The 22,529-nt window shown below is 67.5% G+C and carries 21 protein-coding genes; 6 read left to right on the top strand and 15 right to left on the bottom strand.

The genetic code is table 11. The annotated features are described in order from the left end of the window. From CEW88_RS00730 to CEW88_RS00685, 10 genes are all read right to left on the bottom strand, one after another. Positions 1 to 768 (bottom strand): flagellar biosynthetic protein FliR, encoded by a 768-nt coding sequence (locus tag CEW88_RS00730; protein WP_108964245.1) that lies wholly within the window; start codon positions 766 to 768, stop codon positions 1 to 3. Further along, positions 765 to 2,849, bottom strand: a complete 2,085-nt coding sequence (gene flhA, locus CEW88_RS00725) for a flagellar biosynthesis protein FlhA (RefSeq protein ID WP_108967455.1) — start codon at positions 2,847 to 2,849, stop codon at positions 765 to 767. Before flhA ends, CEW88_RS00730 begins: the two co-directional genes overlap by 4 nt. 12 nt (positions 2,850 to 2,861) lie before the next feature. Then, positions 2,862 to 3,527 (bottom strand): transglycosylase SLT domain-containing protein, encoded by a 666-nt coding sequence (locus CEW88_RS00720; protein ID WP_438839468.1) that lies wholly within the window; start codon positions 3,525 to 3,527, stop codon positions 2,862 to 2,864. A gap of 205 nt (positions 3,528 to 3,732) precedes the next feature. Further along, the gene (locus CEW88_RS00715) at positions 3,733 to 6,048 is read right to left on the bottom strand and encodes a hypothetical protein (RefSeq protein ID WP_108964243.1); all 2,316 of its coding nucleotides are present in this window, start codon (positions 6,046 to 6,048) and stop codon (positions 3,733 to 3,735) included. Beyond that, positions 6,045 to 6,914 (bottom strand): flagellar motor stator protein MotA, encoded by an 870-nt coding sequence (gene motA / locus CEW88_RS00710; protein WP_108964242.1) that lies wholly within the window; start codon positions 6,912 to 6,914, stop codon positions 6,045 to 6,047. Before motA ends, CEW88_RS00715 begins: the two co-directional genes overlap by 4 nt. A gap of 64 nt (positions 6,915 to 6,978) precedes the next feature. Then, on the bottom strand, positions 6,979 to 8,103 hold the full coding sequence (locus CEW88_RS00705; RefSeq protein ID WP_108964241.1) for a flagellar basal body P-ring protein FlgI: 1,125 nt from the start codon (positions 8,101 to 8,103) through the stop codon (positions 6,979 to 6,981). Further along, complete coding sequence (locus CEW88_RS00700; RefSeq protein ID WP_108964240.1) at positions 8,103 to 9,104, bottom strand: flagellin; 1,002 nt, start codon at positions 9,102 to 9,104, stop codon at positions 8,103 to 8,105. The genes CEW88_RS00705 and CEW88_RS00700 overlap by 1 nt, the downstream gene beginning before the upstream one ends. A gap of 12 nt (positions 9,105 to 9,116) precedes the next feature. Then, positions 9,117 to 10,577 (bottom strand): flagellar hook-associated protein FlgK, encoded by a 1,461-nt coding sequence (gene flgK / locus CEW88_RS00695; RefSeq protein WP_108964239.1) that lies wholly within the window; start codon positions 10,575 to 10,577, stop codon positions 9,117 to 9,119. A gap of 87 nt (positions 10,578 to 10,664) precedes the next feature. Further along, positions 10,665 to 11,963 carry a flagellar hook protein FlgE gene (locus tag CEW88_RS00690; protein WP_108964238.1) on the bottom strand — a complete coding sequence of 433 codons (1,299 nt, stop codon included), beginning with the start codon at positions 11,961 to 11,963 and terminating at the stop codon, positions 10,665 to 10,667. Positions 11,964 to 12,080: 117 nt separating this feature from the next. Continuing rightward, complete coding sequence (locus tag CEW88_RS00685) at positions 12,081 to 12,914, bottom strand: OmpA/MotB family protein (RefSeq protein WP_108964237.1); 834 nt, start codon at positions 12,912 to 12,914, stop codon at positions 12,081 to 12,083. Positions 12,915 to 13,155: 241 nt separating this feature from the next. Here CEW88_RS00685 and CEW88_RS00680 point away from each other — a divergent pair, with 241 nt between their 5' ends. Together CEW88_RS00680 and CEW88_RS00675 are read left to right on the top strand one after the other, a co-directional pair. Next, positions 13,156 to 15,282, top strand: coding sequence for a YjbH domain-containing protein (locus tag CEW88_RS00680; RefSeq protein WP_108964236.1), 2,127 nt, complete (start codon positions 13,156 to 13,158; stop codon positions 15,280 to 15,282). Then, on the top strand, positions 15,279 to 15,944 hold the full coding sequence (locus tag CEW88_RS00675; protein WP_108964235.1) for a YjbF family lipoprotein: 666 nt from the start codon (positions 15,279 to 15,281) through the stop codon (positions 15,942 to 15,944). The genes CEW88_RS00680 and CEW88_RS00675 overlap by 4 nt, the downstream gene beginning before the upstream one ends. Here the strand turns inward: CEW88_RS00675 and CEW88_RS00670 are convergent, their stop codons facing one another. Next, positions 15,945 to 16,556, bottom strand: a complete 612-nt coding sequence (locus CEW88_RS00670) for a sugar transferase (protein WP_108964234.1) — start codon at positions 16,554 to 16,556, stop codon at positions 15,945 to 15,947. A gap of 155 nt (positions 16,557 to 16,711) precedes the next feature. Here CEW88_RS00670 and CEW88_RS00665 point away from each other — a divergent pair, with 155 nt between their 5' ends. Beyond that, positions 16,712 to 17,833 carry a polysaccharide biosynthesis/export family protein gene (locus CEW88_RS00665; RefSeq protein WP_254694417.1) on the top strand — a complete coding sequence of 374 codons (1,122 nt, stop codon included), beginning with the start codon at positions 16,712 to 16,714 and terminating at the stop codon, positions 17,831 to 17,833. Positions 17,834 to 17,925: 92 nt separating this feature from the next. Here CEW88_RS00665 and CEW88_RS00660 read toward each other — a convergent pair whose 3' ends face one another. After that, positions 17,926 to 18,339, bottom strand: a complete 414-nt coding sequence (locus CEW88_RS00660; protein WP_108964233.1) for a c-type cytochrome — start codon at positions 18,337 to 18,339, stop codon at positions 17,926 to 17,928. 149 nt (positions 18,340 to 18,488) lie between these two features. On the opposite strand from CEW88_RS00660, the gene idi reads away from it, so the two are divergent. After that, complete coding sequence (idi, locus tag CEW88_RS00655) at positions 18,489 to 19,004, top strand: isopentenyl-diphosphate Delta-isomerase (RefSeq protein ID WP_108964232.1); 516 nt, start codon at positions 18,489 to 18,491, stop codon at positions 19,002 to 19,004. A 4-nt stretch (positions 19,005 to 19,008) separates the two neighbouring features. Here idi and CEW88_RS00650 read toward each other — a convergent pair whose 3' ends face one another. From CEW88_RS00650 to CEW88_RS00640, 3 genes are read right to left on the bottom strand one after another with little or no spacing between them, the layout of a single operon-like run. Continuing rightward, positions 19,009 to 19,599 carry a Smr/MutS family protein gene (locus CEW88_RS00650; RefSeq protein WP_108964231.1) on the bottom strand — a complete coding sequence of 197 codons (591 nt, stop codon included), beginning with the start codon at positions 19,597 to 19,599 and terminating at the stop codon, positions 19,009 to 19,011. Next, a complete protein-coding gene (gene mltA, locus CEW88_RS00645; RefSeq protein WP_108964230.1) occupies positions 19,596 to 20,663 on the bottom strand; it encodes a murein transglycosylase A in 1,068 nt (355 codons plus the stop codon). Before mltA ends, CEW88_RS00650 begins: the two co-directional genes overlap by 4 nt. Then, entirely contained in the window at positions 20,660 to 21,319 is a 660-nt protein-coding gene (locus tag CEW88_RS00640) for a Tim44/TimA family putative adaptor protein (protein WP_108964229.1), read from the bottom strand. Before CEW88_RS00640 ends, mltA begins: the two co-directional genes overlap by 4 nt. Before the next feature lie 105 nt (positions 21,320 to 21,424). Here CEW88_RS00640 and CEW88_RS00635 point away from each other — a divergent pair, with 105 nt between their 5' ends. After that, the gene (locus CEW88_RS00635; protein WP_108964228.1) at positions 21,425 to 21,937 is read left to right on the top strand and encodes an FxsA family protein; all 513 of its coding nucleotides are present in this window, start codon (positions 21,425 to 21,427) and stop codon (positions 21,935 to 21,937) included. A gap of 60 nt (positions 21,938 to 21,997) precedes the next feature. Then, positions 21,998 to 22,507 (top strand): protein-export chaperone SecB, encoded by a 510-nt coding sequence (gene secB, locus CEW88_RS00630; protein ID WP_108967451.1) that lies wholly within the window; start codon positions 21,998 to 22,000, stop codon positions 22,505 to 22,507. Positions 22,508 to 22,529: the final 22 nt, after the last annotated feature.

The following is a 22,529-nucleotide window of genomic DNA, read 5'->3' as shown; positions in this document are numbered from 1 at the left end:
CTACCGAAAGGGGGCCGACAGGAAGTGGTCGACCTGCGCCAGCCAGACCGCCAGCAGCGTGGGCGCCACCAGCGCCATCAGCGCAACCGCTCCGAAGGTGATCACCGGCGCACCGACGAAGGCGACCATGAGCTGAGGCATCGCCTTGTTGATGAAGCCGAGCGTCAGGTTGTAGAGAGCCGAGAGGATCACGAATGGCGCGGCAAGCGAGAAGGCCAGCGCGAAGGCGCGGCTGACCTCGGCGCGACTGACTTGCGCCAGAATCGCCGGGTCAGGCAGCGCCAGCGGCGGCAAGATGTCGTAAGAGAGGATCAGGTAGCCGGCGGCCTTGACGTGAAAGCCGGTCGCCATGAGCAGCGCCAGCGCGGCAACGCTGAGCACATGCCCCAGGGCCGGCATCGGATCCGCCGCGGCAGTCCCAAGCAGTTGCGAGAGCGATGTCGCCTGCGCGGCAATGGTGCCGGCGGTCTGCAGCGCAAAGACGAAGAGCCGCAGCATCACCCCGAGGAAGAGACCGGCGACAGTCTCGGTCGCCAGGGCGCGCAGCAGCAGCGCCAAGGTAGGCGAGCCGGTGGGCAGCGTGGCGGTGACCGCCGGCAGGATCGCGGCGCTCAGCAGCAGGGCCAGCACGAGCCGCAGCCGCGCCGGCACCCAGCTCTCGCCCAGGCCTGGCAGCGCGAAGAGCGCAGCGCCGACGCGCAGCAGGACCAGCAGGCCGAGCCAGAGCCCCTGCGTGCCCATCTCTGCCAGCGGGACGAGCCCGGTCATGCGGCAACCAGCCCGACCAGGGCCGGGCGCGCCTCGAGGCCGATTTCCTCGAAGGAGAGAACCGGTGTCGACAGCCCCTTGGCTGCCATGATCGTGCGCAGGAACCTGCGGCGCCGCGAGGAGGTCACCAGCGCCGGGTAGATGCCGCGACTACCGGCGTTGCCGACCTCCTCGGCGATGCCGCGGGTGAGCGCCTCGAAGGTGTCGGGCGGCAGCGCCACGTCGAGCACGCCGCGCCCGCCATCGACCTGGTGGCTGGCGAATGTATCCTCCCATTCGGCAGCAAGCTGGATCAGTGGGATGGTACCGTCGTCGCGCCGCATCGCCGCGACCAGCTGGAAACCGAGCCGCTGGCGAACGTGCTCGCAGATCGCCTCGGGAGCGCTCTGCTGGCCGCGCATCTCGGCCACCGCCTCGAGGATCAGCGGCAGGTTGCGGATGCTCACCTGCTCCTCGAGCAGCAGCCGCAGCACCACGTGCAGCGTGTCGATCTGCACCTTGTCGGGGATCAGCTCGTCGAGCAGCCGCCGGTTCGCCTCGGCCCGCGCGGGATCGGAGAGCGAGACCATCTCGTCGAGCAGACGGCGCAGCGCCTTGAGGGTCAGGAGCCGGCCGAAATTGCGCTTGATGACCTCGAGAAGATGGGTCGCCAGAACCTCGGCCGGGGTGACGATGGTGACCCCGGTGAGCGCCGCACGGTCCTGATCCTCGGGGCGGATCCAGCGCGCGGGGGCGCCGTAGACCGGCTCGGTCACATCGCGACCGTCGGGCAGGGCGCGGGGCTCGTCGGGCACCAGCGCCAGTACCAGGTCGGGATTGAGCTCGCCCCGCGCCACCTCAACCCCATGCACGAGGATCACGTAGACGCCGGTTGCCAGCGCCGGCGCGTCGGTGAGCCGGATCTCGGGCAAGATCAGCCCGTAGCTCGCCGCCACGTGCCGACGCATGTTGGCGATGCGGATGTCGAGCCCGGTGCCCGGATCGAGCACCATGTCCACCAGGTCGGGAGCGAATTCGAGATGGATCTCATCGAGGTCGAGCAGATCCCCGATCGGCCGCTCGCGCGGAATGTCGGGCTGCGCCTCGCGCAGTGCCGCCGTATCCGCAAGGGACAGGCGCCGCCGCATCCGCAACGTAAGCGTGCCAAGGATCGCCGCGCCCAACATGAAGGGCACGAACGGCAAACCGGGCACCAGCGCGAAGAGCGCCATGAGCAGGCCCACCGTCCCCAACGCTGCCGGATGCCGCGCCAGTTGCCCGACCACGGCGACATCGGTCGCGCCGGTGGCGCCACCGCGGGCGAGCAGGAGCCCCGAGGCAATGGAGATGATCACTGCCGGTATCTGCGAGACCAGCCCATCACCGACCGTCAGGATCGCGTAGGTCTCGAAGGCGTTTCCCAGCGCCATTCCATGGCCGAAAATCCCCATGATCATGCCCATCACGAGGTTCAGCAGGGTGATGAGCAGCCCCGCCACAGCGTCGCCCTTGACGAATTTCGAGGCGCCGTCGAGCGAGCCGAAGAAGGTCGTCTCCTGCTGCTCGCGCTCGCGGCGAAGCTTGGCCTCGGCATGGTCTATGGCGCCGGCGGACATGTCGCTGTCGATCGCCAGCTGCTTGCCCGGCATGCCGTCGAGCGCGAAGCGCGCGCCCACCTCGGCCATGCGCGCGGCGCCCTTGGTGATCACCGCGAAGTTCACGATCATCAGCACGCCGAAGACCACTAGCCCAAGAAAGACGCTGCCGCCCATGACGAAATTTGCAAATCCCTCGATCACGTCACCGGCGGCGCCGGTGCCCGTGTGCCCCTGCCCTATGATCAACTTGGTCGAGCTGACGTTGAGCGAGAGCCGCAGCATGAGCGCGCCGAGCAGGATCGTCGGGAAAGAGGAAAAATCCAGCGGCCGCTCGATGAAGAGCGTGACGGTAAAGATCAGGATCGCCAGGCCGAAGGAGACCGCGAGGCCAAGGTCGAGCACCAGCGAGGGCATCGGCAGGATCATCATCACGATGATCGCCATCAGCGCCACGGCGAGCAGCACCGTCGGTCGGAAAAGGCCGGGGGTGGCGGCGGCGGTCATCTCGGCCATGACTCAGCCCCCCGCCGGATCGCGCCGACCCTGGCGCAGGTCGAGGAAGGGGCGCGCCGCGCCTCCCAGGGGCGTCAGCGAGCCAGGCAAGCGCGCGCCCTGCCCCACCAGCAGCGGAAAGCCGTTGTCGCGGGCGGCCTCAGGAGGCGGCGCTCCGGCGAGCGACTCGCGCACGCTGCGATAGCGCGCGATGTAGCGGCGCGCATATTCCGGCGTGCGGCTGTGATAGGCGGCCACCGCCCTGTCCCAATCCCCCTCCTCGCCATGCAGCCGCTTGAGAAACCCTGCGGCATAGAGCGCGTTCGCCTCGGGATCGAACATCTCGTCGGTGGAGTCGAAAGCCTTCCCGTGCCACCGGACGTTCACCTGGAAGCAGCCAATGTCCATGTTGCGACGGCCGCGCGCCAGCTGCCCGGCAGCAAAGGCCCGCGCCTCTGCGGCGCTGTCGAACCAGAAGCCGTCACCGCCGAGGTTCACCGTCCAGGGCCAGGGCTGCAGCGCGCCGTCGCGGCGGCGCCCGGTCTCGACCCGGGTGACAGCGCGCAGGATCGGGACGGGAACCCCGAGCCGCTCTGCCGCCAGAACGGCGGCGCGATCGCAGCGCAGCCTATCTTCTGCCGCCGCGCTTGCCCGCGCGGGCGCCGCCAGACCCAAGAACAAAAGGACCACCGCGAGCAGCGCGCCACCCGCGGCGTCGCGGAGGCCCGCATGCCCAGCGTCCTGCCGCCGGCAGCCACAGCGGTTCGGGGTGCGCGATCTAGGAGGTCCGGGTCTCAAGTCTCTCATTCCGCATCCTGCAGATCATCCTGTCGGTCTAGGCAGATTCGCTTTCGATTTCCTTTCCGGCCAAGCTGCGCCGACCAGGATCACCCGGTCAGAGCGCTGGAACCGCGCTTTCGGCGAGCAAGGCGCGGATCGTCTCGATCGTGCTCTTGCCGCTCTCGGCCAGCGCCTGCCCCTGCTCCAGAGAGGGCATGCCTGCCTCCGGCGGTGCCGCGCGTGCCAGCGCCGCGGCTTCGGCCAGCACCGGGTCCTCGCCGCGCGCCGTCGCTTCGAGATCTCCAGCGAGCCAGGCGAGGCGCGCCGCGTTCTGCGCATCGCCGAGCTGCTCGTAGGCGGTTTGGGCAAACTCGAAGTCCCCCATGCCCTCGCGGGCCTCGGCACGCAGCCGGAGCACGTCATCGCCCTGCAGCCCGACCAGCGCGATTTCCGCGGCCTCGGGCCGCTGGCTCGCAAGCGCCAGACGCGCCTCCAGAAGCCGCCAGTCATGTGCCCGCCCTGGCGGCGCGGGCCCCGCAAGCCAGCGCCCGGCAGCCTCGGGCAAGCCCAGCGCCAGGAGCCGGTCCGCGACCTGCAGCGCGAGACCGGGGTCCACCGTCGCGAGGGCGAGGTTGAGAGGTTCGAGCGCGTGCCGCAGGAATTTCGCGTCCGGGCCCGAGGCGGTGAGCGCCTCCAGGGCCTCTGTCCGGGCGCGCAGGCGCGTCTCGGCGGCAACTTCGGCGGGGCCGGAAATCTCGGCGAAGGCCCGGTCGAATTCGGCGTTGGCCCAAGCCGCCCGCACATGCGCCAGCCAGATCGCATCGCGCGAGTCGGTCGTGCGTCGCTCGGTGCTGTAGGCGCCGGTCAGCTCGACCATTTCCGGCGGTACCTGGTGGCCCTCGGCGGTGGCGAGGTCGATGCTTTCGACCGCCGCGGCGACCCCCAGCTCGCCCGGCGCGGCAATCAGTTCGGAGAGCAGCGTTTCCGCCTCTGCCGTGGCACCCGTGGCCCGGGCGATCCGCGCCGCGGCGAGCTGCATTTCCTCGGTCACTCGCCCCAACGCCCGCGCAAGCCGCGACAGGACGTTGCGTGCGGCGTCGAACTCGCCCTCCTCGGCAAGGCGCTCGGACAGCCGCGGGCCGAGGATACGGCGCAGCCCGAGAGGCAGCTCCTCGAAGGTCGCCATGATCGTCGGCACTGCGATCTGCGCCGTGTCCGGCAAGCCGCGCGCGCCAAGCACCGCCCAGAGCGCGGCGCGACCGGGGCACTCGCTCTGCCCGGCAAACACCCCCGCCGGATCGGCGCCGCCCTCGGTCAGCGTCGCCAGAGTCATCAGCACCGGGTCGGGAATGTCATTCTCGAGCCGCAAGAGCGTCCGCGCCTCGGCACCGAACCCGAGAGAGATGTAGAGCCGCGCAAGGTCGCGCTGCACTTGCGTGTCGATGCGGTCGAACTCTCCCAGCAGCCGGCTGCGCAGCGCCCCGAGCCGCGCAACGGCGCCGGCTTCGCCCTCCTCGCCGAACCAGCCGGGAAGGTCGAGGCGCCGATCTTCGACACAGGCCCGCTGCCCGCCCAGGCGCAACACCGAGGTGCCGCCGAACCCGCGCGCCGCCGAACCTGCCAGGATCTCGGCGCTGATCGGATCCCGGGCCTGCGCCGCGCGATCTGCCTCGGCACCGGAGCCATCCTCCGGCGGGGAGGCCTGTTCCGTCGGTTCCTGCAGCGGCCCATCGGCGTCAAGCAGACCCTGCGTGGCGCTGCGGGCGAGTTCCTCGGCGAGGGACTGGCCGAAACTCCGGGCGATCTCGCGATCCGCCGCGGGGGTCCGCGCCTCGTCGACCAGCCGCGGTCCCGGATCGAAGGTCGGCAGCAACCGCCGCGCCCCCGTGGCGTCGGACAGGCCGGGAAGCAGACCGAGGTCCAGCCCTGGCTGCGCCCCCGGTGTCTCGACCACGGTCCCGTCTTCCACCCGCGCCGCCCCGTTCGCCTGCGCGGTTGCAGGGGGCGGCGCGGGTCTGGGCTCATTTGCCCGGCGCGGCCGCACGTCGAGCACGGCCAAGTGCCCGTCGTGGAGCGAGCTCTCCACCACGCAATCGCAGGCCAGCGCCAGTTCGACCCCCGTTCCGCCGGGCAGCGCCGAGACCGCAGCAACCCGGTCGCGGCCGATGCGCCGAAAAACGTCGTCGAGACGGATGTCGAAGCCGCCTCTCGCCAGCTCGACCAGGTAGCTGGCGCCGTCCCGACCCGGGACTCCCTGCCAGCCAAGGCCTTCGGGAAGGTCGAGAACCAGCCGGGTGAAACCGTCATGCTCCCCACTGCGCAGCACGACCTGCTGCGCCGCGGTGGGGTCCGGCCGCAGCTCCAGCAGAAGGACCAGCAACAGGACCGGAAGCCGGGCGCGGCGCCTGATCTCCTGCCACCCGGTGTTCATGCTGCCTCCTGCTTGACCGATTTCAGCGCCTCCTCGAGATCGACGAAGCTCGGCCGGAAATGCGCCGGCGTGTTCTGCCGACCGACCTCGATGCAGATATTGGTCGCGTGGTTGTGCAGGTTGGCCACCAGCACCTCGCGGATCAGCTTGTAGAAATGCAGGTCCTCTCCGACCACGGCCTTCACCTTGTTGGCGAAGGGGCCCATGAAGCCATAGGCAAGAAAGACCCCGAGAAACGTGCCGACCAGCGCGCCACCGATCAGCTTGCCCAGAACCTCTGGCGGCTGGTCGATCGAGGCCATAGTCTTGATCACCCCGAGCACCGCCGCTACGATTCCCAGCGCTGGCAGAGCATCCGCCATGCTCTGCAGCGCGTGGCTGGAATGCATGCGATGCTCTTCCAGCGCCTCGATCCGCTTGTCGAGCACCTCCTCGACCTGGTGCGGGTCGTCGTAATTCATCGACATCGAGCGCATCGTGTCGCAGATCAGCTCGATGGCAACCTTGTCGCTCTGGATCTTCGGGTACTTGGAAAATATTGCCGATTCGCCCGGCGATTCAACGTGTTCCTCGATCGCCACGGGGCTCTGCCGGGCGAGCTTGATCAACTCGAAGAGCAGGCAGAGCAACTCCTTGTAGTCATTGGGCTTCCACTTCACACCTTTGAACACCTTGCCGATATCCGCGAGGGTGTGCTTCACGACGCTGCCGTCGTTTCCGAGCAGGAAGGCGCCCGCCGCGGCACCGCCGATCATCATCATCTCGAACGGCAGCGACTTGATGATGATCGACATCTTCCCACCCGCTGCCAGGTAGCCGCCAAAGACCATGCCGAAAATGACAACTATGCCGATGATGCCGAGCATCCGGTGACTCCTTCACCCCTGGTTTTCTCGCAACCCGCGGCACGGGGCATCGCCCCTGCCCGGCTCACATGACGACGAATTCAGCATGGAGCGCGCCCGCCGCCTTGATGCTCTTGAGGATGTCGATCATGTCGCGCGGCGAAACCCCCAGCGCATTGAGCCCGGCGATCACCTCCGACAGCGAGGTCCCTCCCGGCACCTCGGCAAGGCCGATGCCCGGTTCCTCGACGATATTGGCGTTGCTGCGGGGCACCACGATCGTCTGCCCCTCGGCGAACGGGTTGGGCTGCACCACCAGGGGCGCCTCGTCGATGCGCAAGGTGAGATTGCCCTGCGAGACCGCGACACGCGAAATGCGCACATCCTCGCCCATGACGATCGTGCCCGAACGCTGGTCGACAACCACCCGAGCGCGGCGCTGCGGCTCCACCGGCAGGTTCTCGATCGCCACCACCGCCCGCGCCGGAGACCCGGCGCCGGTGCGGCGCAGATCGACCGAGACCGTGCCCGCATCCAGCATGCGCGCCGCCGCGGCCCCGACCGCGGTATTGATCACCCGCTCGATGCGACCGGCAGTGGTGAAATCCGGCTCCCGCAAGGCCAGTCTCAAGGTTGCGAGCTGGGTGAAATCGAAATCGACCTCGCGTTCGATCCGGGCGCCGGCAGGGATCACCCCCGAGGTTGGCACACCCTGAATCACCCGCGCAGCATTGCCCTGCGCCTCGGCACCGCCAGCGATCACGGTGCCCTGCGCCACCGCGTAGATCTGCCCATCTGCCGCGTTGAGCGGCGTCATGATCAGCGTGCCGCCCAGCAGGCTGCTGGCGTCACCGATGGCCGAAACCGTCACGTCGATCTGGCTCCCGGCGCGGCCGAAGGGCGGCAAGCGCCCGGTGACGAAGACCGCAGCGACGTTGCGCGGCCGGAACTGCTCTCCGGTGACGTTGACGCCCAGCCGCTCGAGGATGTTCTGCATGATTTCCTCGGTAAAGGGCGCGTTGCGCAGCCCGTCGCCGGTGGCGTTGAGACCGACCACCAGCCCGTAGCCCACCAGATCGTTGGACCGCACGCCGTCGAGCTCGACCAGGTCCTTGATGCGCACCGCCTGCGCGGCACATGGTCCCGCACTGCCGAGCAAACCCGCGCCGAGGATTCCGGCAAGAAACAGAAGAGCCCACGCGCGGATCATCACAGGAAGTCCACCAAGGAGAGCTGCGACGAGCGCGCGGTGATCGCGTAGAGGCTTTCGAGCTGCGCGCGGATGGTCTCGTAGCGGGTTGCCGCCTCGAAATTGTCGGTGCCGACCAGATCCACGCGCATCATGCTCAGGGCCGAACGCTCGGCGGCGTTGCGCGTGGTGATCTCCGCGATGCGGGCCTCCTTGGCGCCGAGCCCGGCGCGCAGCTCCACGATGCCCTGTTGATGACCAAGCAATTCGCGGCCGGCCTGCGATAGCAGCTCGGTCTGCACCTCGGGGGCGAGCGCCAGCGTGTCATCGGTCGCCAGCGCCGCCTTGGCGACGGATTTCAGCAAGGCACGGAAAACGGGATTATCGCCGCGGATGTCCAGAGAAACCGACTCGCCGCTGCCGATGCGGATCGGGCTCGCGTCCTGCGTCGCCCCGAGATAGCCGGTGGTCTCGAAGCCGCCGCCGGCGCTGTCGAACCATGTGTCGAGCGCGGCGCCGATATCCGCCGCAGTGGACTGCCCGGAGAGGGCGAGCCGCAGGTCGTCGAGCATATCCGCCGTCCCTTCGACGGCGGGCGTGTCATTGGCCGTGCCGGAAAAGAGAAAACGACCGCCGATCGTGCGGTTGAGCCCGGCGAGCAGCTGCCCCATGGCATTGCGCGCCTCTTCCGAGAAGGTCTCTCGCATTTCCTGGGTCGGGGTCAGCTCGGCCGAGAGCAGCACCTGCGACAGCAACTCGGCCCGGCCCTGCAGTTCCTCGAGCGTGGTCTGCATCGTGGCCGAACGCGCCGCGGCTTCGGTCGTGCTGACGCGGAAGGCCTCGAGCCGCGAGAGGTCGCGGTCGAGCGCGACCAGCCCGGTGACGTCGCCCTGCAGGTGCCGCGCCGGATCGCTCAGGAAGCCTGTCGCGATCTCGACGCCGAGCTGGTCGAGGGCGCGGTTGAGCCGCGTGTGATGCGTGCCAAGCACGAGGCTGCGCGCCAAATCTCCGACCGTGTCCATGGCTGTTCCTCCTCAGATCGCCAGCAGCCGCTGCATCAACTCATCGACCACGCTGATCACGCGGGCATTGGCGGCGTAGCTCTGCTCGACCCGGATCAGCGCTTGGAGTTCGGCGTCGCTGTCGACCCCCTTGGAGAGCTCGATTTCACGCAGCGCCGTGGTGCGCGCCGTGGTGAAGCTCAGCTCGTCCTCGGCCCGGATGCGGGTCAGCGAAAGCGCCGAGTGAAATTCGGCAACATGCTGGGCGAAGCCCTTGCTGCCGCTGCCGAGGCTCGCCGAGGCGGGCAGAGTCAGGGTTTCCAGCGCGGTCATGTAACCGGTCAGCAGCGTCGCATCGCCGACCGGCCCTTGAGTGGCCGCGCCCACACCGTCGCGCAGGCGCCAGGTACCGCTGCCCTCCGGATCGACGAGCGCGTTGAGCGTGATCCGCCCGGCCAGACCGACTTCGTCGAGCGGATCAAAGACCGCCCCCGCATCGGTGAAAAGCCCGGGATCGCCGGGGGCAAGCGTGCCATCCGGCCCGCCAGGGGCGAAGCGGTCGATGAGGTCCCGCGACAGCCCGTCGAGCACAGCCTGCAGTTCGGGCGCCAGCAGATCGCGGATCTGAAACTGGGCGCCGAGGCTGCCGCCACCAAGTGGTCCGGCGTTGCTGCTGGAAATGGCGACACCGTTGATGGTCAGCCCCGAGAGCGCGCCCCCCGCGAGGGTCATCGCCGCGTCGATCGCCCCGGTGGCGGTGAAGCCGATCTCCGCCGGGGCGCTGTTGATTGTCGGGTCGAGCAGCACGGTGCCCGAGGCGGCGTAGATCGCCTGCGCCCCGAGCGGCCGGTCGACGACGCGCAGCGGCACGATTTCGGCAAGCGCATCAATCACCCGCTGTCGCTCATCCTTCAGCGAGGCGGCGTCGCCCTTGCGGAGGACGTCTGCCGCGATCGCCTCGTTCAGCGCGCGCACACGGGCGAGACCAGTGTTCAGCTGGTCCACCCGCCGAGCGATCCCAGCATCGGCCGCCACCCGGCTCTGCTGCAGGTCGCTGCCGAGCGCGTTCAGCATGTCGGTGAAATCCAGTCCGGCCCTCGCCAGGGTCTGCAGCCGCTGCGTCGAGGCCGAGTCGGCGGAGGCGGAGACCAGCGCCGTTTCGAAGGCCGCGAGGCGCCCCGTGAGTGAGCCCAGCGCGCCGCTCTCTCCAACCAGCCCGGCGATGCGGCTGGCGAAGGCCTCCATCTCGCCGGCGTACCCGCTGCCCGCGTCGGACAGGCGACGGTCCGAGAGCACCGCCGCATCGACCTGGCGTAGCACCCCGAGCACCTGCACGCCGCCATGGCTGCCGCTGGCGCGGGACGCCGTCTCGAGTTCGCGCCGGCCATAGCTTTCGGTGGACGCATTGGCGATGTTCGAGGCGATCACCGTGGCGGCCCGGCTGTTCGCGGTCAGGCCGCTGGTCGCGTTGGAAAGAGCTCCGTTCAGGGACATTTGGGCGGCTCCTCTGGAGGGCGGTCGGGCTGAAGATCTGCCTGCGGCGGGCGCGTGCGCTTACGTCAGGCGTGCGGGCGAAGCGGCTCAGCGCTTGATATTCGTTGTCTCCTGCAACATCTCGTCGACCGTCTGGATCACCTTGGCGTTCGAGGAATAGGCCCGCTGCGTCTGGATCATGTCGGTCAGCTCATGCGCCACGTCGGTGGTGGACTCCTCGCGCGCGTATGACTTGATGTCGCCGGTCGGCCCGTCCCCCGCGTCCCAGAGGAAGTAAGAGCCGCTTTCCGGCGAGGGCTTGAAGGTCTGGTTGTCCATCGGGATCATGCCGTTCGGGTTCGGCAGGTCGGCGAGCGGAATCTGGTAGAGCGTCTTGCTGACCCCGCTGTCATAGAGCGCGTTGACGAAACCGTTCTCATCCACCTCGACCGAGACCATGTTGCCCACCGGGGAGCCATCCTTGGCGATGGAGATCGGCGCAAAGCTGTTGGACAGCTGCGAGAGGCCGATGCTGTCGCCGACCGCGCCGATGTCGACCTCGATCGGCCCGCCGGCCACGGTCACCGTCATCTTGCCCGTGGTGGCATTGTAGGCACCGCCGGAGACGGTAGTGACCGTGCTGATCTTGCCGCCTGCCGCGCGGGTGTCGTCGAAGGTGACCACATATTCGCCTATCACGGCGCCGGCGGAGGCGGAATCGGTCATCACGATGGTCCATTCGTTCGACATGCCGGTCGCCGGGACCGTCGGCGTGAAGGTCATCGCGATGTTCTGCGACACGCCGAGATTGTCGAAATATTCCACCGACAGCGTCTCGGAGGATCCGTCGGAATCCGACATCGTGGCGGTGGCGGGCAGATTCAGGCTCATCTCCACCGCGGTGGTCGGGTCGCCCTGCAGGTTGAGGCTGAACCGCACCGGCTCGAGCCCGTCGACCGTATCGCGCGGGAAGTTCGGGATGGTGCCGTCGATGTCCGCCGGCCAGCCCATGAGGAAATAGCCGAGTTCATTGGCAAGATACCCTTCCTCGTTGATGCGGAAGGAGCCGGTGGACGTGAGCAGAAGCTCGGGCTCGGTCGGATTGGCCTGGTATTGCGGGCCGCCGACGACGGGCAGCATCCCTCTGCCCCGCACGGCAAGATCGGTGGCGTTGCCGGTGGTCACCAGAGATCCCTTCTGGTCGATCACCCGCATGTTCGAGGACATGACACCCCCCGCCGTGTAGGAGCGCCCGCCATCGGTCATCACCAGCGCGTTGAACTCCGTCTCGGCCCGGCGATAGCCGTAGGTCGAGGAATTGGCGATATTGTCGGAGATCGCCGCGAGCCTGCTGGCATTCGCGGTCAGCCCCGAGACACCGGCGTTCAGAGACGAAGAGATAGTCATGGGCGCGCCTTTCTGCTGTCACCTGTTCCCGTCCCCTGAGCCTACGGACGGCGACTTAACGGCGGGCTAACAGGTAAAATCCCGACCATTTCCGCTGCTGAGGCGAGGCGCTCGGGATTACTTGCGCAGGAAGATCACCTCGACCCGGCCATTCCGCGTGTCCATCGGGTTCCCGCGTGAGGGTTCGCGGTCCGCATGGGCGGTGCTGCGAGCGATGCGCGCCTTGGGCACGCCCTCTTCCTGCAACAGCCTGCGCATCCAGGACGCCCGCTCGCCCGAGATGTCCCACGAGCGGTCCCGCGCCAGCACGATCGGCGCCGCGGGCACGTGGCCCTCGACGGCCAGAGGGTTGCGCACCGTCCGGCTCGCCCCGGCGATGATCTGTGCCAGCCGCCGCAGTAGGAAGGTCGGGCTGCCGTCCTGAGCAAAGAGCCGCGCGTCGGGGGTTTCGAACAGTTCCACCACCAGCCCCTCGTCGGTGACCCGAGTCACCACGTGGCGCATCAGCCCGTCATCCACCATGCTCTCGCCATGGCGCGCGGTGAGCCGGTCGCGCAGTTCCTCGAGCTCCGCCGTCTCGGCCGCCTCGGGGTCGGACTCGCCCATGGTCTCGCTGCCCCGCGCCGCGTCCTTCTCGGTCGCCTCGAGCGCGGTCGAGCCGGTGCCCATGCGCGGCAGCACGTTCTCGGAAAAGGTGCTCTCGCCGCCCATCAGCCCATCCCCGCCGCCCGAAATCCGGGCCACGGCAATGGTCGGGTTGAAGTAATCCGCAAGTCCCTTGCGCTGTTTCTCGGTCGTCGCATTGAGCAGCCACATGAGCATGAAGAAGGCCATCATCGCCGTCACGAAATCCGCGTAGGCGACCTTCCAGGCGCCGCCATGATGAGCATGGCCGCCGCCCTTCTTCTTCCGCTTGATGATGACTGGCGCGACATTGCTGTCGGCGGCCATATCCATCCCCTTCCAAACACCCCGCACCGGGAATAGCCCGCCCGCTGTTACCCCTGTCTTAAAATTTAGAAATCTTCCGAAAATCCGCCCCGGTCCCGACCACCACGGCGCCCTCCAAGCGGATCCGCGCTGCAACCGTGCCGCAGAACCCACAGCAGCAACCCTGCGGCAGGTGATCCATGGACAGGGCCGTGGTTTGGCTCTAGCTCTGGGGAAAACACGAAAGCGAAACGAGGACGTGATGGCACGACGGGCAGGTATCGCGGCACTTCTGGCCGGGGCGACGGCGCTGGCGGGGGCTGCCCATCCGGAAACTGTGCCGAGTTACAATCTCTATGGCTTGCCCGGGCTCGTGGACATGCCCGACGCCAACATGTCGCCCGATGCGACGCTGGGGCTGACCTTCGGTCGCATGGGCACCGCCAACCGCGGCTCCGTCAGCTTCCAGATCGCACCGCGGCTCGTGGGCACCTTCCGCTATACCGGCATCGGCAGCTTCGATCACCGCGCCTCGGTGGACGGGGTCTATTACGACCGCAGCTTCGATCTGCGCTTCCAGCTGCTGACCGAAGGCGACTGGCGCCCCTCGGTGGTCGTGGGTCTGCAGGATTTCATCGGCACCGGCATCTACAGCGGTGAGTACATCGTCGCCACCAAGACGATCACCCCCGGGCTGCAGATCACCGGCGGCCTCGGCTGGGGCCGTCTGGCCAGCTACAACGGGTTCGGCGGCTTCGGCACCCGCTCCGAAGAGGTCCTCGACGAAGGCGGCCAGCCCACCACCGACCGCTGGTTCCGCGGCGATATCGCCCCCTTTGGCGGCGTCGCCTGGTCGCCGGACGACCGGCTGACGTTCAAGCTCGAGTATTCCTCGGACCAATACGATCTCGAGCGCGAAAACTCGACCTTCGATCACAATTCACCGATCAACATTGGCATGGACTACCGCTTCAAGGGCGGCAGCCAGCTCTCGCTCTACTATGCCTACGGCAGCACGATCGGTGCCCAGTACACCTATACGATGAACCCCAAGACGCTTGGCATTCCCGGCGGTATCGAGAGCGCGCCGCTTCCGATCAAGCCGCGCACCGGCGCCGAGGCGCGCGATCTTGGCTGGGCCACCGACCTCGCTGCGACCGAGGCCTCGACGCAGACCCGACTCGCGCGCAGCTTGAAGCGCGAAAAACTGGAGCTCGAGGGCTTCCGGCTGGAGCCGCATCGCGCCACACTGCGGCTGCGCAACGAGACCTATGGCGCGACCTCGCAGGCCGTGGGCCGCGCCGCACGCTCGATGAGCCGGATCATGCCCGGATCTGTCGAGGAATTCGTGATCATCCCCTCGGAAAACGGGGCCCCGGCCTCTGCGATCACCCTGCGCCGTTCGGATCTCGAAGCCCTCGAGAACGAGGCCGCGACCGAGATGCTGGTGCGCGCCCGCTTCGGCGAAGCGCCCGCTGACACACCGGCGCAGGAACTGGAAAGCTACCCCAAGTTCCTGTGGTCGCTGGCGCCCTATTACGGGTATTCGACCTTCGATCCGGACGGGCCTCTGCGGCTCGATCTCGGCGCTTCGCTGCGTGGCACCATCGAGTTCACTCCGAACATCGTCCTGAACGGCTCGCTCAACAAGACGATCGTCGGCAATCTCGACGAGGTGACCCGCGAGTCGGAATCCAAGCTGCCGCGCGTGCGGACGGATTACGCCGAATACGCCCGTCAGGCCGACCCGCGCATCCCGCGCCTGACGCTGGGGTTCTATGGCAAGCCCGCGGCGCAGCTCTACAGCCGCCTGACGCTGGGCTATCTCGAGCCAATGTACGCCGGCGCCTCTGCCGAGCTTTTGTGGAAACCGGCCACCAGCCGTTTCGCCCTCGGCGCCGAGCTCAATTACGTCGAGCGCCGCGACTTCGACATGCTCTTCGGACTGCAGGGCAACGAGACCACCGACCCGGTCACCGGCATCACCCGCAGCTTCCCGCATGTGAACGGCCACGTTTCGGCCTATTACGACTTCGGCAATGGCTACAACGCGCAGCTCGATGTCGGCCGCTACATCGCCGGCGATGCCGGCGCGACGGTAACAGTCACCCGTGAGTTCGCCAACGGCTGGCGGATCGGCGCCTTCGCCACGAAGACCGATGTCTCGGCCAAGGACTTCGGCGAGGGCTCCTTTGACAAGGGGCTGATCTTCACCATCCCGGTCGCGATCGGCACCGGACAGCCCTCGCGCAACGACAGCACGCTCACCATCCGCTCGGTGCAGCGCGACGGCGGCGCCAAGCTGTCCATCGACGACCGGCTCTACGAGCGCATCCGCGAAAATCACGAGCCCGACGTGGCCGCCTCCTGGGGAAGGTTCTGGCGATGACCCTGAAGACCACCTGCCGCGCCGCGCTTCTGGGCGGGCTGATCGCCGCGCTCGCCGGCTGCGGCAACGACGACCGGCGCGACCCGCTGCTCGAAAGCGCCTACAGCGCGCTGTTCGGCACGAGCGACGAGGACAACAAGCCGATTTCCGATCAGGAGATCGCCGCGACGCTCGCCGCCACGGACCTGCCGGTGCTCCGCCTGCGCATCGAAGACCGCAAGTCCGAAGCCGTGGCGCTTGAGATCGAGCGCAACGGCGAGCACCGGACCTATGGCACCGCCAGCCGCCAGGCCATCGTCCTGCGCCACGGCATGATCACCGCGACGCGCGGTCTCGGCGGCGACCTGATGTCGGTCGAGGAAGATGCGCTTCTGCGCCTCGTCCGCGCCCGCAGCGCCGGACAGGCGCGCTACGTCCAGCGCTTCCTGACGCCGGAGGATGTCACCGAGGTGCTGACCTACAGCTGCAGCGTGACCCCGCAGCAGCAGGTCGAGGTCATTCCGGGTGTCTCGGGCATGGCCGTCCGTGCCGCCTGCAGCAGCGAGACGGAGCCGGACTTCGCCGATGTCTACATCGTCGATGCCGGGGGCGAGATCGTCGGCGCGCGGCAATGGCTGGGCGAAACCACCGGCTACGTCACCCTGCAACAGTTGCGGCGCTGATCAATGCAGACCGACGCGCCTGACCACGGTCGCCGCCATCAGGCGCAGATCGTAGCACAGGCTCCGTCGGCGCGCGTAGATCAGGTCGAGCCGGGCCTTGCGCGGCACGCAGCGGCGGCAATAGACCCCCTCGGTCTCGTCGGCATCGCGGCAAGGCGCCAGCAGGCGCTCCTCGGTGCGGTGAAAGGCCAGCGTGGCCAGACCCGTCACCCCCGGCCGCGCACGCAGCACCTCGGCATAGAGCTCGGGGAACATCTCGGTGTAGCGGCGCAGCGGCGGGCGCGGGCCGACAAAGCTGATGTCACCACGCAGGATGTTCCAAAGTTGCGGCAACTCGTCGAGCCGGTGACGTCTGAGAAATTTTCCCGTTTCCGAGATCCTGTCGGCTTTGTCCCCGCCCGAGACGCCGCGGTCGCCCGCGTCCGGGCGCATGGTGCGGAATTTCCAAAGGCGGAAGCCCCGGTCCGGGCTGCGCATGCGTTCAGAAAGGTAGAACACCGGCCGACCCTCGCGCAACAGAAGCGCGAGGCAGATACCAAGGATCAGCGGCGACAGCAGGACGAGCAGCAGCGCGGCAAGGCAAATGTCGAGCACGCGCTTCGATACAGTCATTCCCGTCTGTCTCCTGCAAGAAATCGCGCACCGCGGCGCGAAGAAATCGCCAAGCCAGGCTGCCGCTGCGGCGCAAGCGACTTTTCCCAAGCCTCAAAACTGTCTATCACTTCGAGCAAAGCTTTAGAAACCCTCGGAACGTCCCGGAGACCCCCGTGTTGAAACTCTCGCGTAGTCTTTTTGCCGTCGCTGCGAGCCTTGCTCTTCTGGGGGGCTGCGCGCTGCCGCGTGGCGCCGCGATGCAATCCGAGATCCTCGCCCAGGCCGACAAGCAGAATCCGACCTTCCAGGTGGTCGAGGTGACCCGCGCGAACATGCCGCTGATCGCCTCCTGGCCGCAGACCGGCCCGACGCTCGACGGCCGCTGGCCGCGCACCTCGACCGGAACCAACCAAAGCGTCATCCAGACCGGCGACCACATCGACATCCGCATCTGGGACAGCCAGGAAAACTCGCTGCTGACCAACCCCGCAGAGAAGTTCACCGTGCTGCCCGCGGTCGAGGTCGGCGCCAATGGCGCGGTCTTCCTGCCCTACGTCGACGAGGTGTTCGTGCGCGGCCTCAGCCCGGCGTCGGCGCGCGGCCGCATCCAGGAAAAGCTCGAGGCCATCGTGCCGACGGCGCAGGTGCAGGTGAGCCTCACCGAGGGCCGTGGCAACGCCATCGAGATGGTCAGCGGCGTCGCCCGTCCGGGCAGCTTCCCGATGCCCTCGCGCAACTACAAGATCCTCGGCGCCATCGCCGATGCGGGCGGCATCAACCCCGGCCTGAAGAACCCGCTGGTGCGGCTCATCCGGCAGGGCACCACCTACGAAATTTCGGCCCGCACCCTGATGGAGAGCGGCGCCTACAACTCGCTGCTGCTGCCCGGCGACACGGTTGTCATCGAGGAGGACTACCGCACCTTCACCGGCATGGGCGCCTCGTCGCGGCAGACGCTGGTCAACTTCCCCAAGGACGAGATCAACGCGCTCGAGGCGCTGTCGCTGATCGGCGGGCTCTACGACGTGCGCGCCGATCCCACCGGGGTGATGGTGCTGCGGGAGTACACGCCCAAGCAGCTGGGGTCGGGCGCTGCCAGGCCGAACATGCAGCAGGTCGTCTTCACCTTCGACATGACCACCGCCGACGGGCTCTTCGCGGCGCGCAAGTTCCCGATCTACCCCGACGACGTGGTGCTGGCGACCGAGAGCCCGCTGGCCGGCCTGCAGACCCTGCTGAGCATCATCAACAGCGGCGTGACCACCACGCAGCGCACCACCGCGCTCGTCAACTGACACCGGGCGGTGAGCTATCAGAAAACGAGAAGGGCGCTCCCGCAGGAGCGCCCTTTGCCGTTTCAGAGCCGTTTGCAGTCGGTGAGCCCGGCTCACTCCGTGACCGAGGCGAGATAGGCGTAGACGTCCTCCATGCCTTTCTTCAGCTTGAAGGTCATGCCCGAGCGCGCGGAACTGTCGCCGAGATATTCCTGCAGGAAACCCGAGGGATCCTGCACGTAGGTCTCGAGGCTCGCCTCGTCCCAGACCAGGCCCTTCTGACCGGCCTCGACGATGGAGGCCTTGTAGCGGTAGCCGTCCTCGCTGCCCGCGACGCGGCCGACCACCCCGTAAAGGTTCGGCCCAGTCCGGCCACCTTTCTGGATCGGCGTGCCGTCGTCTGCCTGGATCACGTGACAGGCGCGGCAGCGCTGCTCGAAGAGCTTCTTGCCCGCCTCGGCGTCCCCGGCCTGAGCGGAGCCCGCCACGAACGCGGCCGTGATGCCCAGCATCATCTTGCTATACATACCATTCTCCAGTTTCGCGTCTCCGGTTACGGTTCTAGGGCAGTCTGCCCCGCGATGCGCTGCGACGGAATGCCCGACGCGGGAAAAATGCCGCGACTTGACCTTGTCGCGGGCAGCAGTGAAACAGACGCTTCAGAAGGAGGCGCCGCATGGCCCAGGACATTCCCGCGTGGGTGGAGGACACCCTCGTTCCGGTGGACAAGCTCGAAGTGCACCTCAAGGGGCTGCGCCACAAGGCGGTCTCGGTCTTTGTCATGCGCGAGGGACGGACGCTGCTGCAGCGCCGGGCGCTGGAGAAATACCACACGCCGGGCCTCTGGGCGAACACCTGCTGCACCCATCCGCATTGGGACGAAAGCCCGCGCGACTGCGCGCTTCGGCGTCTCGACGAGGAACTGGCGCTGCGGGGGCTCGATCCGCAGTACCGCGGACAGGTAGAATACCGGGCCGAGGTCGGCGGTGGCATGACCGAGCACGAGCTTGTCGATATCTTTGTCGCCGAGGCCGGGCCAGGGGTCGAGCCCGCACCGAACCCCGCCGAGGTCATGGACACCGAATGGCTCACACTGTCCGAGGTGCGCGAGCGCATCGCTGCGCAGCCCGAGGCCTTCACCCCCTGGCTGCGCATCTATCTCGCCGAGCATGGCGAGATGATCGTCGGCTGACGCGTCAGCGCCGTTTCTTGAGATAGACGTAATAGGCTCCGCCGCCGCCGTGCTTGATATGCGCCTCCGAGACCTGCAGCACGCAGGCCGAGAGCGGCGGCATCCGCAGCCATTGCGGCACCTGGGTCTTAAGAACGCCGCGCCGGCGCGGCATGGGGTCGTGCGGATCCTCGCGCAAACCCTTGCCAGTGATCACCAGAACCAGCCGGAAGCCGCGCATCTGCGTGCCGAGGATGAAGCCCGCCAGCTCGCGGTGCGCCTGGTCCAGCGTCATGCCGTGCAGGTCGATCCGCGCCTCGGGCTGCAGCTTGCCGCGCTTGAGCCGACCAAAGGCCTTGGCATCCATACGCACCGGGTCCTGCGCCAGCCGGTCCGAGGTCGAGGCGAAGAAGTCGTGCCGCTCCTGCGGGGTCGGCGCGCGGGTCCCGAGCGCGAAATTCTGCACCGGGTCGCGGGGCACTATCGGCTTGCGCAGCTTCGCAGGCTTGGGGGCAGGGGTTTCGGGGGCCATCTTTCGGCCCGGCAGCTTCTCGGCGCTGCGCGCGACAAGCTGCCAGAGCTCAAGCTCGTCCGGACGCAGCTTGCGGCGGCTCACAGCACCGACTCCGGCAACAGCGCATAGGCGCGCTGGATCGGCAGGAGCACCACCAGACGGCCCGGATCCTTCATCGTGCCGGCCTTGCGCCCGGCCGCGTCGCCGGTGCCCATGAAGACATCGGCGCGCTGCGGACCCTTGATGGCGGAACCGGTGTCCTGCGCGATCATCAGTCGGTGCAGGGGCTCGGCGCCCGCTTTCTCGATCCACACCGGCGCGCCAAGAGGCACGTAGGCAGGATCCACGGCGATCGAGCGCAGCGGCGTGATCGAACGGTTCATCGCCCCAAGCGGGCCGAGCTCGGCGGGCACCTCGTTCACCTCGCGGAAGAAGACGTAGGAGGGGTTGTGCATCAGCAGCTCGGCCCCGTCCTCGGGATTGTCGCGCACCCAGGACTTGATGACCTGTGCCGAGACCTCGTGCAGGCTGAAAATGCCGCGCGCCACCAGCTCCTTGCCGATCGAGCGGTAGGGATGGCCATTGGCACCGCCGTAGCCGACCCTGAGGTGCTGCCCGTCGGGCAGGCGGATGCGGCCCGAGCCCTGCACCTGCAGGAAGAAAAGCTCGACGGGGTCGGCGACCCAGGCGATCTCGAGCCCGCGGCCCTGCAGGACGTCGCCGGTGAGAATATCGCGCCGGGTCAGCCACGGACCTTCGGTCTCGGCGATTTCGGGCGGCAGGCGGTAGACCGGGTGGGTGTGGAGCGGATCACGCTGCAGGGAACCGTCTATCTCCGGCTCGAAATAACCGGTGAAGAGCCCGCCGGTGCCTTCCTCGGCATCTTCCGGCGCGCCGGTGATCATCACCGGGCGGAAGAACAGCTCGAAGAACTCGCGGGCCTCCCCGGCATCCCGCGCCAGTGCGCAGAGCGACCGCCAGTCGGGGTCGGTCATATCGCCGCAGGTGTTCAGAAAAACCGAAAGGGCGGCGGAATGATCATCCGTCGCCCATCCGTCGAGATCGCCGAAGCTCAGGATCTCGTAGTTGGTGTCGCTTTCCGCAGCGGCCATGGTCCCTGCCAGTATTGCTCCTGTCAGCACGGCCGCCCGGATCGCGCGCCTCATTCGTCGGTCGCGACCAGCTGCCAGTTGGGATCGTCGCTACCCATGTTGCGGGCGTAGGTCCAGACATCCTTCTGACGTTTTACCGATGTCGGGCTGCCCTCGATCACGGTGCCCGAGGCATCCTTCACAACCGAGGTCAATTCGCCGGTGTAGCGCACGGTGATCTCGGCCAGCTTGGAGACCTCGTCAAAGGTCGCCTCGACAAGGGACATCTCGCGCACGCCGACGAATTCGGCCTCGATGGTCAGGCCTTGCTGGCGGCGGTTTTCGACCACTTCGGCAAAGCTCTCATATACATCCTCCGCGAGGAAGGGCTTGAGCTCTTCCACGTCTCCGCGCTCGAATCCCATGAGGATCATCTCGTAGGCACCGCGCGCGCCACCGAGGAACTCGCCCACATTGAAGCTCGGGTCGACCGCCTTCATCTTGGCCAGCGCCTTGGCCGAGGGGCTGCCCTCGGGGGCATGGTCGATGATGTCGTGGTCAGGCCCGCCCTCGATCACCTCGAAGTCGCGACGGCTGTCGTCACGGCGGGACGGTGCCTGCACGGGCGGCTTCTCGAACCCGTCGCGTGTGCCCAGCACGCTCCGCAGACGCAGGATCAGAAAGATCGCGATCGCGGCAAGTACCAGCAGCTGGACGATCGGCATATTCATCGGCACCTCTTGGGCAAAACATGGAAAATCTGGTGTTGCATTCCTATGTAGGCACTGGGCAGCGCCAAGTCTACCAGTGCGCACCCACGGAAAAGGAGTGAGGCCATGTGGCTATTTCTGGCATTCGTCGCGGTGCCGCTCATCGAGATCACGCTGTTCATCCAGGTCGGAGGGCTGATCGGTCTGTGGCCGACGCTGCTGATCGTGGTGGTGACCGCCATCCTCGGCACTGCTCTGGTGCGGCGCGAGGGTCTTCGGGCGCTGTCGGATCTGCAGAGCTCTTTCTCGCGGCTTCAGGATCCGACCCGGCCGCTGGCGCATGGCGCGATGATCCTGTTTTCCGGCGCGCTGCTGCTCACGCCCGGCTTCTTCACCGACGCCTGCGGTTTCGCGCTGCTGATCCCCGCGGTGCGGGACGCGGTGATGCGTTTCATCTCGACCCGCATCAAGGTGCAGCGTTTCGAGATGGGCGGGCATCCCCAGAGCGGCCCGCGCCCGCAAACCGAGCCCTATCGCCCCGGCCCGCAGACACAAGATGACGTGATCGAGGGGGAATTTACCGAGATTCCCGGCTCCAAGCGCCCCAATCACCCAGGGTCAGGTTGGACTAAGCATTGAGCCGTTTCCCCGGGGCTGCTATTCGGAAACAAAATCCAACAGGAGCTTTCCATGGCTGAAATCAGCGAAAACGGCGCGGCAGACGCGCAGCAGTCCCCGGCAGCGGTGAAGATGAACGTGCTCGCGCAGTTCGTGCGCGACATGAGCTTCGAGAACATCCTCGCGCAGAAGGGCGTGACCGGTGAGGTCCAGCCCGACGTTCAGGTGCAGGTGAACCTCGATGCCAAGAAGCGGTCGGCCGACAACCAGTACGAAGTCGTCCTGAAGCTGAAGGTCGAGTCCAAGTCGAAGGCGACCGGCGACATGCTGTTCATCCTCGAGCTTGACTACGCCGGCGTGTTCAACATCGAAGGCGTCCCGCAAGAGCAGTTGCACCCGTTCCTGCTGATCGAATGCCCGCGCATGCTCTTCCCCTTCGTGCGCCGCATCGTGTCGGATGTGACCCGCGACGGTGGCTTCCCGCCGCTGAACCTCGAGACGATCGACTTCGTCGCGCTGTACCGCAACGAGATCGCGCGCCGTCAGCAGGCAACTGCCGCGGCCGGCGAAGAGCGCAAGCTCGACGCCTGAGCGCTTGCGAGGTGGCGGGGCT

The sequence above is a fragment of the Alloyangia pacifica genome (assembly GCF_003111685.1).
Classification (GTDB): Bacteria; Pseudomonadota; Alphaproteobacteria; order Rhodobacterales; family Rhodobacteraceae; genus Salipiger; species Salipiger pacificus_A.
This window is presented reverse-complemented; position numbering and strand designations above follow the sequence as displayed.